The following is a 14,402-nucleotide window of genomic DNA, read 5'->3' as shown; positions in this document are numbered from 1 at the left end:
GCGCTTCCACCGGGCCCCGCATCTGATAGGACCCCTCGCGCAACGGCGGCGGGAGGCACCGCGGCATATCCGACTTTGGCCCATCGCCTTGACACTAGTGTGGCGGTTCAGAAGTCCGCATCATTTGGCGCCACGCATTCGTCATGCGGACTTCTGAACCGAAGCCACACTAGATCAATGAGTTGCTAGTGTCCCTTTGCTCCCGACGCTTGAAAATGTACCTGCTGCAAAGGGATACAAGCGTCGGGAGCGGGACACTAGCATGTCAACTTTGCGGATTCGTTGCCCAAGCGGCCACATCGCTCGGCGAATCCCGTCGAATTCGGCCAGCGAGGCGCGTCCGAACCGCCTGCGCCGCTAGCGACTCCAACCAGCCTGCCCGCCGGCTGCGTTTGAGATATGCTGGTTTCGATCCGATCAGCAATCACGAAGGGAAGAGAAGCAAAAATGCAGGTATCACGCATCAATCTTACGGCGGACGCATCGCGGGGAATGTCGGCGCTGAGCAAGGATGGCACGGCCGCGGTGTTTTCCGACGCTGTCCGAATCGATTTGAGTGACTGCACGCTGTTGTTCATTTCAGGGAAAACGCCTATCGACGAGAACCACAGGCTCGTCGGCACCACCATGGCCGAGCAGACCGAGCAGGTCCTCAAGAACATCAAGAAGGTGCTGGACCATGAAGGCGCGACTTTCGATGACATCGTCCGCGTCAGGGTCTTCACCACCAAGCTCGATGAAAAATCGCTGCATGACATCCATGAAGTGAGAGCGCGCTATTTCACCAAGGACAAATATCCGGCGAGCACCCTGGTCCAGATCACGAGCCTGGTGCGCGACGCCGGCATGATCGAGATCGAGGCCGATGCCGTTCTCAGCAAGCGATCCCACCCGCTCAAATAAGACGACGGCGTCTCGGGGCTGGCGGCGATCCTAGCGCAGCGTTATGTCGAGCCAGCCGAGCCCATTGACCGTGACGCGGTCGCCGTCATCGATCAGGACCGTCGTGGTCTCCGCCTCGATGATCGCGGGCCCCGCGAGGGACTGACCCGGCTTGAGCGCATCGAACGCATAGACGGGAACCTCACGCCATGCGCCGAAGAACGCCTGCCGCGTAGCGAACGGCCGGCAAGGCTCGCTTGATCGCACGGGCTCCGCCTTGGGTCCACTTGATGACACCGCGCCGACTGCCGCAACGCGCGCATTGACGAACACGACCTCCTGGCCGGGCGAGGCATAGGTATAGAGCTCCTCATGACGGCGGTGGAACCGCTCCTCGATGCGATCGATCAGATCGCCGGACGCCCAATCGAGCCCATCAAGCGGCACGTCGATCTCGAACACCTGCTCGCCATAGCGCATCTCGGCCGAGCGCTCGATCGAAATCGGACCATCGAACCAGGCGCGAAGCCGGTTCGACGCCTGACCCTCGAGCTCGCCGAACAGGTTTCGCACCTCCACGGCGGAAATGCGTGATCCCGCCCCGTAATGCGTGCGGCTCACCTCGTAGCGCAGATCGCTCGTCAGCATGCCCCAGGCCGACAGCACCGAGGCGACCGTCGGCACGATGATGCGCTTGATCTCGAGTTCGCGCGCGACCTCGACCGCATGCAGGCCCGCCGCCCCGCCGAAACTCAATAGCGCAAAACGCCTGGGATCGACGCCGCGGCGCAGCGTCATCAGGCGGATGCCGTCGGCCATCTTGAGGTTGATGATGCGGTAGATGCCGGCGGCGGCTTCCACGCGCGAAAGGCCGAGCGCGTTGGCGATGCGCTCGACCGCCACCTCCGACGCGGCGCGGTCGAGCGGACGCTTGCCGCCCATGAAAGCCGCCGCGTCGAGATAGCCGAGCACGACATTGGCGTCGGTGACGGTTGCGGCCATACCGCCATTGCCGTAGCAGGCCGGGCCCGGCACCGAGCCCGCGCTCTCCGGGCCGACATGCAGCGTTCCGCTCGCATCGACGCTCGCGATCGAGCCGCCGCCGGCGGCGATGCTCGCGATGTCGAGGCTGCGCAGCGCGATGCGCTGGCCGGCGAGCATGCCATCGGCCGAGAGCGAGGCCTGCCCGCCTGCAATCAGCGAGATATCGGTCGACGTGCCCCCCATGTCGAACGGCACGAGGTCGGCAAGCCCTGTGAGATCGGCGCAGCGCCGGCTGCCGGACACGCCGCCGGCCGGGCCCGACAGCACCGTGCCGGCAGCGAGCCTTGCTGCCTCCCCGACCGGCGCCATGCCGCCATGCGACAGCACGATGAACAGGCTGCCCGCAAATCCGGCTTCGCCAAGCCGCTGTTCGAGGCGGGTCAGATAGCGGCGCACGACCGGCGCGACATAGGCGTTCACGATCGTGGTCGAGACGCGCTCATACTCCTTGATCTGCGGCAGCACGTCGCTGGAGGGCGAGATGCTGACATCGGGCAGCGCCGCGAGCAGCCTCTCGACCACCTCAAGCTCATGGACGGGATTGAGGTAGGAATGCAGGAAGCAGACCGCGACTGAATTGGCACCGGATTGTTTGACCGCGCCGATCCCGGCCTCCAGCGATTTCGCGTCGAGCGCGATCCTCGCCTCGCCGTCGGGTTTGAGCCTTTCGCGGATGCCGATGCGGCGCTCGCGCGGCACCAGCGGCTCCGGCGGCGGCGAGCGCAGATCATAGCGGTTCGGCTTGAGGCCCTCGCGCATCTCGACGACATCGCGATGGCCCTCCGTTGTGAGCAGCGCGACCTTGGCGCCCTTGCGTTCCAAGAGCGCATTGGTGGCAACCGTCGTGCCATGAACGAGGCGCGTGGTCGCGGCGAGCAGTTCGCCACGAGAGAGATTCAATCGCCGCGCCAGCTCCTCCAGTCCGGCCATCACGCCGATCGACTGGTCCTGTGGCGTCGACGGCGATTTCGCGAACACGGTGCGGCCCGCCTCGTCGCTCGCGACAAGGTCGGTAAAGGTGCCACCGACATCGACCCCGATCGTGAATGTCACGTCAGCCCCTGCTCGGCGTCGCGCCGGCGCGCCGCGTCCGATCGCTGCTCCGGCGGCCCCCAGCCGCCGCCACCGGACGAGCGGACCTCCAGGCAATCGCCGGGGCGGATCTCGATGCCGGTCTCCTTGGTCTGCAACAGCCGGGGCGCGCGTCCCTCCGACAACAGGCGGTAGCGGTGCGGCTCGCCATCCTCGCCACCCAGGAGGCCGCACGGCCCATGGCGCGCGCCGTCGCCAGCGGTGTTGCCGCGCGCAATCTTTTCCGTCTCCAGCACGAGGTCGAGCGCGACGCCGAGCCCGCCGCGATGCTTTCCGTCGCCGCCGGAGCCGGCGCGGAATTCGTGATGACGGAAATAGAGCGGAAAGCGCACTTCCGCGACCTCGATGCTGCCGAACTTGATGCCGCCGACCGTGTGCCATTCGCCGATCGACGACCAGCCGTCGCCGCCCGACGAGGCGCCGCCGCCAGGCCGCGCCTGGAACATGTGCCAGATGAAATTCCGTCCCGAGCGCGGGTCCTCGCCCTGGATCGCGATGCGGAAGCGACGGCTCCAGCCCGCCATCGCGCGCTCCGGGCAGGACGCGGACAGCGCCTTGACGATCGCCTCCACGATCTCGTTGGAGGGATGGCTGGTGCAGAGCGTTACCGGCCGGCCCGGATCGGCCCACACCACCGTGCCCTGCTTTGCGATCACCTTGAGCGGGCGCAGCGCGCCGCTGTTTTTGGGGATGTCGGCGTCGATCAGATAGGCAAAGGCCATGGCGACGGCGGCCTGCATGTTGGCGTGCGATGAATTGACGAAACTGGTCGACTGCGGATCGGAGTCGGACAGATCGACTTCGACGTCGCTGCCCCTCTTCGTCACTTTCGCCGCGATCCTGATGTCGCTGCGGCCGTGGCCGTCGTCGTCGAGAAACGCCTCGCCGTAAAACACGCCATCCTTCCAGGTCGAGACCACCGCGCGCGTCTGTTGCTCGGTGGCGTCGAGGATCGCTTCCATCGCGGCGTCGACCATCGGCTCGCCGAACTCGGCGAACAGGCGCGACAGGCGGCGTTCGCCGAGATGCGCCGCGCCGACCATCGCGGCGAGGTCGCCGCGGAATTCCCGCTCGTTGCGCACGTTGAGCGCAAGCAGATCGAGCAGGTCGTCGCGACGGCGTCCTGCCTCACAAAGCTTGATCGGCGGAACGCGGATGCCCTCCTGCCAGATCTCCGTGGCGGACGGGTTGTAGCCGCCATGGGTGGCGCCGCCGATGTCGCTCTGATGGGCGCGCACGATGGTCCAGAGCAGGCGCTTGCCAGACGCGAAGATCGGCACGAAAGCGGTCAGATCAGGCAGGTGGCTGCCGCCCCGATAGGGGTCGTTGAGCAGGATGACGTCGCCCGGGCTGATGTCATCGCCAAAACGCTCTTCCACCGCCCGCGTCGCCCACGGCAAGGCGCCGACATGGACCGGGATGTGGTCGGCCTGCGCGACCAGCCGCGCGCGGGTGTCGCAGATCGCCAGCGAAAAATCGCGGCTGGAATTGAGGATCTGGGAATAGGACGTGCGAAGCATTGCTTCGCCCATCTCCTGCACGATCGAAGAGAGGCGATATTGGACGACCGATCGCGTGATGGGATCGACTTTCGGGGCCATTCACCCCTTGTAGCTGATCGATGCGGCCGCTCCAAGGGTGCCAGCAAAGCTGGCCCGCCGGACATCCCGGCGGGCCGCCATCTCCGTCAATGCTTGTGGAACACCAGGGTGCGCAGCTCGATGCTCTCGCGCGGCGGTGCATCCGCCGGCGTGGTCGGATCGACGAAAGCGGTATGCGGCCCGAACCGGGTGCGGCCGTCGGTCGCCGAATCGTAGCACTTCAGCAGAATGGCTTCGTCCGGCGTCATCTCGGGGACGTAGTACCAGCGGTGGTTCGGATTGAACTTCACCGAGTAGGTCTCGCCGCTGCGGTTGGGATAGATCAGGTCGGATGCGACGAGATCGCCATCGGCGAGCGTGCGTCCGTCGAGCATCGCAAGCGGGGAGTCGCGCAGCGGGCCCCTGATCGGCCGCCACAGATTGATGACCTGGACGCGCCCCTTCAACAACTCGTCCGCTTCCTGCGGCAGATGCTCGCGAACCCGGTTGGCGCCCGAAAGAGCGGTCTGGTCGACATGGACGCGCGTTGCCGGCTGACGCGGACCGGCGCCACGGACATCGGCCGCGCCTTCGACGCGCTTGCGCACGGTGTGATCGAAGATGAAGACGCGGTCCGCTTTCAGCGTCGCCTTGATGAAAGCCTCGGCAAGGGGGTAGTAGACCTTGCGAACCTCATCGTCGTCGAAGAAATTCCGCACCACAGTCGGGTGGCGCACCAGCGCAAAACCCTCGCGGTCGAGCGAGATATCCCCGGCGATCGAGCGCGCATCGAAGATCGGGACCTGGTGCGGCTCGGGCAGCGCCGTCGATTTCGGCTCGCCGGGCGGCGGATCATAGGCGTAGGTTCGCGGCTTGCCTGCGATCGGCGCGAGATAGTTCAGTTCGGCAACGACGAAAGGCAGGGATTCTATTCTTGCTTCTTGCAGACCCATGATGGTCTCCCGGACTTCATTATTCGTACGATTCTATTTTGGCGGCGTCAGCGGACCCGGCAAGGCGTCTCGCACAAATAGCAATGTTGCCGTTTCCGCAAAGGCAAATTGAGAAAAATTCCTTCCGAAGCTCCCGGCGGATTGGAATGGCCGTTCCGATCACGGATTCGTTAGCAAGGGTCAGAGACCCGCCCCTTTCGCAATCGCCTGCGAGAACGAACGGTCGACGATGTCGGCCGCGTCGAGCTTCCGGCCGATCAGGCCGGCCTGGAAATAGAGATCGATCGTCTTCTGCTCGTCTGCGACAACGCCGTCATCAACCGGAGCGATCCTGATCTTTGCGCGCGCCAGCCAGTTCAGCGGAACGGCCGGCGGAATGCTCATCAGCCTGCCCCATGTTTGCGCATAGTCGCCGACATGTTCGAGCGACCACGCCCGCGCCGCCGCCAGGCGCTGCAAAAAATCCTCGAGCGCGGCGCGCTTGTTCTGGATAGCTGCGGGAGATGCGACCTGGAAGCCGAGCCCCGGCGTGATCCCCTCGCCGGTGATGATGCGGCGCGACTTGAACAGCACCTCCTCCTGGCTGACATAGGGCTCCCAGGTCGACCACGCGTCGACCGCGCCTTGCGTATAGGCGATCTTGGCGTCCGACGGCGCGAGAAAGACGATCTTCACGTCATCCGCTTTCCAAGCTTTCGCGTCGAGCGCCGCGAGGATCAACTGGTGGCCAATCGAGCCACGACCGGTTGCGATGGTCTTGCCACGCAGATCATCGAACGACCTGATGGGCGATTTCTCCGGCACAAGGATGGCAAGGCCTTCCTGCGACTGCCGGATGGCGGCGACAGCCTTCATCGGCCGATTTGCGGCGGCCGCAAAGGTGAAGGGCGCATCGCCCACGATTCCCGTCTCGATCGCACCGGCGCCGAGCGCCTCCAGAAGCGGCGCTGCGGCGGCAAACTCCTTCCATTCGATCCGGTACGGCGCGTCCTTCAGCACGCCGGCCGCCTCCATCACGGCCTGCGAATTGCCCTTCTGGTCACCGACGACCAACGTCGTCTGCGCCGAAGCGAGCGAAAGACCGCCGGCCAGGAAGCCCAGCGCGAAAGCGAACCGCTGCAGCATCCTCATTCGGCCGCGATCCCTCGCGCCGCCTGGCGCCCGGCGACCAGCTTGCGGGTGAGCGGGATCAGCTCGCGGCCGTAGCCGATGGTATCGACCAGCGGATCAAAACCGCGGATCAGGAAATGGCTGATGCCGAGATCGTAATAGTCGCCGAAGACTTCGGCGACCTGCTCCGGCGTGCCGACCAGCGCCGTGGTGTTGCTGTTGGCGCCGGTCAATTTCGCGATCCCGGTCCACAGCCGCTTGTCGATGCGCGTGCCCTGCTCGGCGAGCGCGAGCAGGCGGCGCGCACCGGCAGTGGCATGGCCATCGGCTGGCTTGCGGTAGCCGGTCCTGTCCTGTAGCGCAGTCGCGCGCGCGAGAATGGCCTCGGCCTTCTCCCAGGCCTTCTGCTCCGTATCGGCCAAGATCGGACGGACCGAAAGGCTGAAGCGCGGCGTCGGCCGGCCGTAGCGGGCCGCGGCGCTGTGCACGCGCGAGGTGACGTCGCGCACCTGCGCATAGGATTCGCCCCAGAGCGCGAAGGTGTCGGCATGCTTGCCTGCCACCTCGATCGCGGCATCCGACGCACCGCCGACGAAGATCCGGATCCCTTCGGGATGATACGGCCTCACATGCGAGAAGCCGCCCCGGACCTGGTAGTATTTTCCGGCGTAGTCGAACGGCTTGTCGCTGCTCCATTCGGCCCGCAGCACATCGAGGAATTCGCTGGTGCGGGCGTAGCGCTCGTCCTTGTCGTCGATGATGTTGCCGTCCTGTTTCAATTCGGTGGCGTTGCCGCCCGTGATGACATGCAACGCCACACGACCGCGCGAGAACTGATCGACGGTGGCAAGCTGGCGCGCCAGCAGCGTCGGCGCCGTGAAGCCGGGGCGCTGCGCGATCAGCACGTTGAGCCGCTCGGTCACGGAGAGCACGTGCTGGCCGACCTGCAAGCCATCCGGCGAGGTCGAATGAAAGGCGAGCAACGCGCGATCGAAGCCGGCATTTTCATGCGCCTTGGCCACCGTCTCGATCCAGGTCGGATCGAGCGCCGGCCCCTGGCGCACGATGGTTTCCGACGAATTGTTGTTGGTGATGTAGCCGATGAACTCGATGGACATGATGTCCTCCTGTTGACGTTCAAAGTCCGAGCGCGGCGCGGCCGAGGCTCAAGCGCGTGGAATCATCCTGTGGGGTGTGGACGCGCCCGCACAGCACGTCGCGGTGGTGCCGCTCCAGCGGATTGGAGCGCGTCAATCCATGATTGCCCGAAAGCGACAGTGCGTCCTCGACGACCGCCACGGCATTGTTGGTGACGGTCAGCTTGGTGACATTGGACTCGGCCGCGCTCAGCAGCACGCCGTCGTCGAAATCGCCGGCAAAGCTCTCGATCAGGCGCGCGTTGACCAGAAGACGGGCCTCGATGCCACCGACGATTTCCTGAACGCGCGGCAGCGTCGCCAGCGGCGCGCCGAGATTGGCGGGCACGCGGCTTTTCAGGAACTCCACCAGCCAGTCGCGCGCCGCGCGCGCCACGCCATCATAGATCGCGGCGATGAAGATCGCGTGGATCGTTGCCTGCGTGAAATCGGGCGTCAGCCATTCCTCGGGCGCGCGGACGTCGATCTCGTAGTCGAGCGGGAAGACTACGTCGTCGAAGATCACGTCATGGCTGCCGCTGGCGCGCAGGCCCAGATGATCCCATGTCTCGACGATCCGCGTTCCCGGCAGGCCGGCCGGCACCAGGAACAGGCCGACCCGCGTCTCCTCCTCGTCGGTCCTCGCCCACGCCGCATACCACTTCAGGAGCGGCGCGCCGGTCGAATAGATCTTGCGGCCCGAGAGCCGCCAGCCGGTCTCGGTTCGGCGCGCGATGGTCGACGGCAGGCCGCCACGCGCCGGCGAGCCGAGTTCGGGTTCGACGCGCAGCGCATTGATCAGCGCGACGCCTTCGATCGTCTCTTTCGCAAGCTTGCGCGCGAGCCGGCCCGGCCAGCGCGCGCTTCTCGCCATCACGAGATGCTGGATGTAGTGCATCGACAGCACGAGCGCGGTCGAGGGATCGGCCTTGCCGACGATGCCAAGGACGCGCGCCGTCTCCAGCGCCCCTGCTCCGCCGCCGCCGAGCGCGGCCGGAACGGTCAATGCGAGCAGCCCGGCTTCCGACAGCTCCTTGAAGTTCTCGAAGGGAAAGCTTCCGTCACGGTCGTGCACTGCCGCGCGCTCGGCAAAGCCGGCCGAGACTTCACGGGCGCACGCCGTGCGATCGGCCGCGCCATGGGCCGGCAGCTCACGCGCCGTCGTCGAGCCAAGCGTCGTCACCATGTCGCGTCCAATCCGAGCAGACTGAGGATCTGCCGGCGCAGCTCGGCGAGATAGGGATCGCCGCGATGGCGCAGGTGCGGCCGCTGCACCCTGATATCGGCCTTGATGCGCGCCGGCCGCTCACTCAGCACGATGACACGGTTGGCGAGAAACAGCGCCTCCTCGACATCGTGGGTGACGAGCAGCGTGGTAAAACCCTGGCGCTGCCACAGCGACACCAGCTCGGCCTGCATCGTGATGCGCGTCAGCGAGTCGAGCTTGCCGAGCGGCTCGTCGAGGATCAGCACCTTGGGATCGTTCACCAGCGCCCGCGCCAGCGCCACCCGCTGCGCCATGCCGCCGGACAGTTGATGCGGATAGGCGTTGCGGAAGTTCGACAGGCCGACCAGATCGAGCGCAGCGTCGACTCGCTGCCGCTGGCTTTTGAGGATGCCCTGCGCCTCCAGCCCGAGCGCCACATTGTCCCAGACCGAACGCCATGGAAACAGCGTCGGGTCCTGGAACACGACGACCCGCGACGGATGCGGCCCCCGGATACGCTCATCGTCTTCCCGCAGGCTCCCGGCGCGCGGCTGATCGAGGCCGGCCACCAGGCGCAGCAGCGTGGACTTGCCGCAGCCGGATGGCCCGAGCAGCGCGACGAACTCGCCCGGCTCGACCATCAAATTGACGTCGTCGAGAACGGGAAGCTCGATGCCGTCGATATCGAAGGCATGGCTGACATGCTCGATATCAAGCGCGGCCCCCACCGCGGGATAGGCGATCGGCTTGGCGACGGCGTGCGCTACCATTTGACTACCCCCTTCTGCCAGGCGAGCAGGTGGTCGCGCGTCTTGAACAAGAGCGTGATCGCGCCGCTGCACAACAGCGACATCACGATCAGCGCCGCATACATGTTGGCATAGGCGGCCCAGCCCTGCGCCCATTGTAAGTACCAGCCGAGCCCGGCCTTGACGCCGATCATCTCGGCGACGACCAGGACCGCGAAGGAGGAGCCGAGCCCCATGAACAGGCCGACGAACACGTGCGGCAGTGCCGCAGGAATCGCGACCTTCAGGATCAGGAAGGACGGCTTTGCACCGAGCGTGCGCGCCACGTCGTAATAGGCGTTGCTGACGCTGGCGACGCCCGACCAGGTCAGGACCGTGACCGGGAAGCCGGTCGCGAGCGCAATCAGGAAGGTCGAGGCGCTCCAGCTCGAGGGAAAGGTGAAAAACGCGATCGGAAGCCAGGCGGTCGCCGGCAGCGGCCCGATGAAACGCAGTACCGGATGCACCCAGTAACCGACGCCTCGTGACCAGCCGATCGAGACGCCGGTGAGGAAACCGACGGCGGCACCGATCAGATAGCCGCCGAGCTGCAATTTGACGGATGCAAAGACGCTGTCGAGCAGTTTCGGCAGGTCGTCGGTGTAGACCTCCAGGATGGCCTGCGGCGGCGGAAAGAACGGCAGCGGCAGCCAGGCGAATTTCGCGGTCGCGGCTTCCCAGAGCGCGAACCATATCCCGAGCGCCAGCAGCCACGGCGCACGCTGGCGCAATGCGGCACCGGTGCGGCCGAGGAAATCGGCGCTGACCGTGCCGAAAAACACCAGTGCCGCGACGACGAAGGCGCCGATCCCCAGCGAATGGGTCCGCGACCAGTCGCCGACGTCGTCCCATGCAAGGCAGACTACCCCGAACGCGATCCATGCCGCACTGGCCGCAACGCCCACTCCAGAGTTCTTCAGCCAATCAGCAAGCTGACGCCTGGGTGACGCCGCCGATCCGCGGAGCGCGATGCCATCAGACAGCGAATATGTCGACATAGATTCGCTCCGCAAATTTGGCCGTGTCGGTGCTCGGCTTGAACACCGATACCGTCTTCAGGTCGTCGGCATAGGCCTTCAGCTCGCGCTTGAGCACGTCGCCGGTGGGGTGGTGGTGATGGGTGTGGTAGCGGACCATCGCTTCGATGTCGGCAAGATCAGCGTTCTTCGGCGCATAGGGCTGGAACGACTTCGCCGCCTCGGCCGGGTTCTGCGCCGTGAACATTGCAGCATCGAGCAAGGCCTGCGTGACCGCGCGCCCGACATGGGGCTCCTCGCGCACCAGGCTGCCGCGCAAGCCCACGATGCAGCAGCTCTTGTCCCGATATTCGCCGTCGAGGTTGGAGGCGACCTCCTTGTAGGTGGAATCCTTCAGCCAGAGATAGGCGAGCGGATCGGACGACAGGAACGCCTGCACTTCCTTCTTCTCGACCGCGAGGTTGAGCAGGTTTCCGGGATAGGGCCGCCAGTCGACGTCCCGGTTCGGATCGATGCCGAGCTTGGCAAGCTGGATGGAGAAGAAATTCTTGTCGGGCCCGGCAAGATCGCCGACGGCGACAATCTTGCCCCTGAGATCGGCGAGCGCGTTGACGCCGGAATCGGCGCGGGTCAGCACCCGCATGCAGCCGCCATGGGTGCCGGCCGCGATCTTCACGTCAAAGCCCTGCTCCAGCGGCTTGAGCCAGCGCAGCGCCATGCCGAGCCCGGCATCGGTCTTGCCGGTCGCGATCGCTTCCAGCAACTGGTCGGTGGACCCGCTGTAGTTGACGAGCTCGACGTCGAGGTTCTGCCTGCGGAAAAAGCCCTGGTCGATGGCAACCGGCAGCGGCGTCAGGCAGACCGCGCCGGCGTTCCAGGAAAGCTTCAGCTTGCGCGGCGCGCCGGAGAGCGGCGGCGCATCCGACGATGTCTTGCAGATGGGAAACTCGGAGAAGTCGATCGCCGGCGCCGCGCGCAGCGACAACGCCTGCGCTCCCAGCGCGCCGAGCGGACCGGCAAAGGCAGCTGCTGCGCCCGCGCGCAGCAACGTGCGGCGGTCGAGCCGCGATGCTGCATTGTTTCCTTCATCTCGCATGAACACTTCCCTCGTTTCGGCAAAGCTTCGCCGGTGCGCAGCACGCCCTCGTGCTTGCGCATTCTCCGTTTGGAGCTTGCGGTCTATCGTGAAATCAGGCGACGCATCGCCGCTCAATCGATACGCAAATGATGCGGTGCGGTCGCGCTCTCGTCAATGAAATGGAATTTCGAATGTTGCAGCAGGTGAGGAGATTATCTGCAGCAGCATCGCGACAAGCGAGCACAGGATTTTGCGCCCGCCTGTCGCTCCGATACGAAGCGGAAGAACCTCGCCGCACGAAACGACGGCCGTTTGTGCGGGAAGTGCGCAAAGCATTCCAGTCGCAAGCTCCGAGCGAGACGTTCTTTATCTTCGCCTGCCTGTAATTCAGTCAGTCCTTTCATTGACTGAACCGCGTGGCATCCTAGACTCAGGAAACCCATGGCCCGGTCGGCGATGGTGAGGAACGAGGTCCTGCAATGTCCGCGAAAAAGCGGTCGATATTCGTCGCCGAGCTGATCGATATGTCGGCATTCGCCTTCGAGGCGGAGCACACCTCGCAGGCCGAGGAATTCGCCCGCGCGCCATGGTTCATGCGCGCCGTCAGCAGCTTCCATCGACAAAGCCGCAGGCTTCCGAACGAGCGCGTCGCGGTCCGTACCCGCCCGGCGACCGAACAGGAAGCGTCGCTCTATCGCGACCTCGCGATCGAGTTCGCCGACGAAGCCCGCGACTTCCTGGTCGCGCCCTTGCCCGGGCACTGAATGCGAAGCGCCGATCCGCCCGGCACCTGATCAGTTACATTCTCTGCTACCAATTATAAAATGACTCCCCGCCGGGTTCCGTCGTAACATCGGTGTAACGGTCGATTGCCGGCCGCGATAGTGCTTGAGACGGAATTTCCAGACGAGGGTTGCATGGATTTGAACAGGTTCGAGATCAGCCGCCGCACGGCGCTTTTGACTTCGGCTGCGATCGCCGCCAATGTCGCCAATCCACTGCGGGCCTTTGCGCAGGAAACGCCCCGCAAGGGCGGCGTGTTCAACGTCCATTATGGCGCGGAGCAGCGCCAGCTCAATCCCAGCCTGCAGGCATCGACCGGCGTCTACATCATCGGCGGCAAGATCCAGGAAAACCTGGTCGACCTCGACGCCGCCGGCAAGCCGGTCGGCGTACTCGCCGAAAGCTGGGACGCTTCTCCCGACGGCAAGACCATCACTTTCAAGCTGCGCAAGGGCATCACCTGGCACGATGGCAAGCCGTTCACCTCGGCAGACGTCGAATTCACCGCCATGCAGATGTGGAAGAAGATCCTCAATTACGGCTCGACGCTGCAACTGTTCCTGACCGCAGTTGACACGCCTGACCCGCAGACCGCGATCTTCCGCTATGAGCGGCCGATGCCACTGAACCTTTTGCTGCGGGCGCTACCGGATCTCGGCTACGTCTCACCCAAGCACCTCTATGAATCCGGCGGCGACATCCGCCAGAACCCGAACAATCTCGCGCCGATCGGCACGGGCCCGTTCAAGTTCGTGAAATATGAACGCGGCCAGTACATCATCGCCGACCGCAATCCCGATTACTGGCGCCCCAACGCACCCTATCTCGACCGCATCGTCTGGAAGGTGATCACCGACCGCGCCGCGGCCGCAGCCCAAATGGAAGCCGGCGAGCTGCACTACAGCCCGTTCTCCGGGCTCACGATCTCCGACATGGCCCGGCTCTCGAAGGACAAGCGCTTCATCGTCTCGACCAAGGGCAACGAAGGCAACGCGCGCACCAACACCATCGAGTTCAACTTCCGCCGCAAGGAATTGTCCGACATCCGCGTCCGCCGCGCGATCGCGCACGCGATCAACGTGCCGTTCTTCATCTACAACTTCCTTGGCGATTTCGCCAGGCTCGGCACCGGGCCGATCCCCTCCACCTCGACCGATTTCTACCCAGGCGCGAACACGCCGCAATACCCTTACGACAAGGCGAAGGCGACCGCGTTGCTGGATGAGGCCGGTTTCAAGCCGGGCGCCGGCGGACAGCGGTTCTCGATCCGGCTTTTGCCGGCGCCGTGGGGCGAGGACATCTCGCTGTGGTCGACCTTCGTACAGCAGTCGCTGTCAGAGGTCGGCATCCCCGTCGACATCGTGCGCAATGACGGCGGCGGCTTCCTCAAGCAGGTCTATGACGAGCACGCCTTTGATCTGGCGACCGGATGGCACCAGTATCGCAACGATCCCGCCGTCTCGACCACGGTCTGGTACCGCTCCGGTCAGCCCAAGGGGGCGCCATGGACCAACCAGTGGGGCTGGGAAGACGCCAAGGTCGACAAGACCATCGATGACGCTGCCACCGAGATCGATCCGGCCAAGCGCAAGGCGCTCTACGCCGAATTCGTCACGGAGGTGAACACCGAATTGCCGGTCTGGATGCCGATCGAGCAGCTTTTCGTCTCGGTGCTGTCGGCCAAGGCCCGCAACCACTCCAACACCCCGCGCTGGGGCTCGGCGAGCTGGTACGATCTTTGGCTTTCCGCATAAGCCAAATTTCGACAAGAT

12 protein-coding genes are annotated in these 14,402 nt (G+C 65.0%); 3 read left to right on the top strand and 9 right to left on the bottom strand.

From position 1 onward, the window contains the following. The first annotated feature begins 447 nt into the window (after window positions 1–447). Window positions 448–903 carry a RidA family protein gene (locus QOU61_RS11905; RefSeq protein WP_289658556.1) on the top strand — a complete coding sequence of 152 codons (456 nt, stop codon included), beginning with the start codon at window positions 448–450 and terminating at the stop codon, window positions 901–903. A gap of 30 nt (window positions 904–933) precedes the next feature. On the opposite strand, the gene QOU61_RS11900 is transcribed toward QOU61_RS11905, so the two are convergent. From QOU61_RS11900 to QOU61_RS11860, 9 genes are all read right to left on the bottom strand, one after another. Next, window positions 934–2,979: a hydantoinase/oxoprolinase family protein gene (locus QOU61_RS11900; protein ID WP_289658554.1), complete on the bottom strand. Its 2,046-nt coding sequence runs from the start codon at window positions 2,977–2,979 to the stop codon at window positions 934–936. Then, complete coding sequence (locus QOU61_RS11895) at window positions 2,976–4,619, bottom strand: hydantoinase B/oxoprolinase family protein (protein WP_289658552.1); 1,644 nt, start codon at window positions 4,617–4,619, stop codon at window positions 2,976–2,978. The genes QOU61_RS11900 and QOU61_RS11895 overlap by 4 nt, the downstream gene beginning before the upstream one ends. 86 nt (window positions 4,620–4,705) lie before the next feature. Continuing rightward, complete coding sequence (locus QOU61_RS11890) at window positions 4,706–5,551, bottom strand: CmcJ/NvfI family oxidoreductase (protein WP_289658551.1); 846 nt, start codon at window positions 5,549–5,551, stop codon at window positions 4,706–4,708. A gap of 180 nt (window positions 5,552–5,731) precedes the next feature. Continuing rightward, a complete protein-coding gene (locus QOU61_RS11885; protein WP_502876918.1) occupies window positions 5,732–6,682 on the bottom strand; it encodes an ABC transporter substrate-binding protein in 951 nt (316 codons plus the stop codon). Next, a complete protein-coding gene (locus QOU61_RS11880; protein ID WP_289658549.1) occupies window positions 6,679–7,779 on the bottom strand; it encodes an LLM class flavin-dependent oxidoreductase in 1,101 nt (366 codons plus the stop codon). Before QOU61_RS11880 ends, QOU61_RS11885 begins: the two co-directional genes overlap by 4 nt. A gap of 19 nt (window positions 7,780–7,798) precedes the next feature. Next, complete coding sequence (locus QOU61_RS11875) at window positions 7,799–8,983, bottom strand: acyl-CoA dehydrogenase family protein (RefSeq protein ID WP_289658547.1); 1,185 nt, start codon at window positions 8,981–8,983, stop codon at window positions 7,799–7,801. Continuing rightward, window positions 8,977–9,774 (bottom strand): ABC transporter ATP-binding protein, encoded by a 798-nt coding sequence (locus tag QOU61_RS11870; RefSeq protein ID WP_289658545.1) that lies wholly within the window; start codon window positions 9,772–9,774, stop codon window positions 8,977–8,979. The genes QOU61_RS11875 and QOU61_RS11870 overlap by 7 nt, the downstream gene beginning before the upstream one ends. Next, on the bottom strand, window positions 9,768–10,790 hold the full coding sequence (locus tag QOU61_RS11865; RefSeq protein ID WP_289658543.1) for an ABC transporter permease: 1,023 nt from the start codon (window positions 10,788–10,790) through the stop codon (window positions 9,768–9,770). The genes QOU61_RS11870 and QOU61_RS11865 overlap by 7 nt, the downstream gene beginning before the upstream one ends. Further along, window positions 10,768–11,865: an ABC transporter substrate-binding protein gene (locus tag QOU61_RS11860; RefSeq protein ID WP_289658541.1), complete on the bottom strand. Its 1,098-nt coding sequence runs from the start codon at window positions 11,863–11,865 to the stop codon at window positions 10,768–10,770. Before QOU61_RS11860 ends, QOU61_RS11865 begins: the two co-directional genes overlap by 23 nt. Before the next feature lie 461 nt (window positions 11,866–12,326). Between QOU61_RS11860 and QOU61_RS11855 the strand changes: the two genes are divergently transcribed. After that, entirely contained in the window at window positions 12,327–12,611 is a 285-nt protein-coding gene (locus QOU61_RS11855) for a hypothetical protein (protein WP_289658539.1), read from the top strand. 153 nt (window positions 12,612–12,764) lie between these two features. Then, window positions 12,765–14,384: an ABC transporter substrate-binding protein gene (locus tag QOU61_RS11850; RefSeq protein ID WP_289658537.1), complete on the top strand. Its 1,620-nt coding sequence runs from the start codon at window positions 12,765–12,767 to the stop codon at window positions 14,382–14,384. Window positions 14,385–14,402: the final 18 nt, after the last annotated feature.

This window comes from Bradyrhizobium sp. NP1 (assembly GCF_030378205.1).
Lineage (GTDB): Bacteria > Pseudomonadota > Alphaproteobacteria > Rhizobiales > Xanthobacteraceae > Bradyrhizobium.
This window is presented reverse-complemented; position numbering and strand designations above follow the sequence as displayed.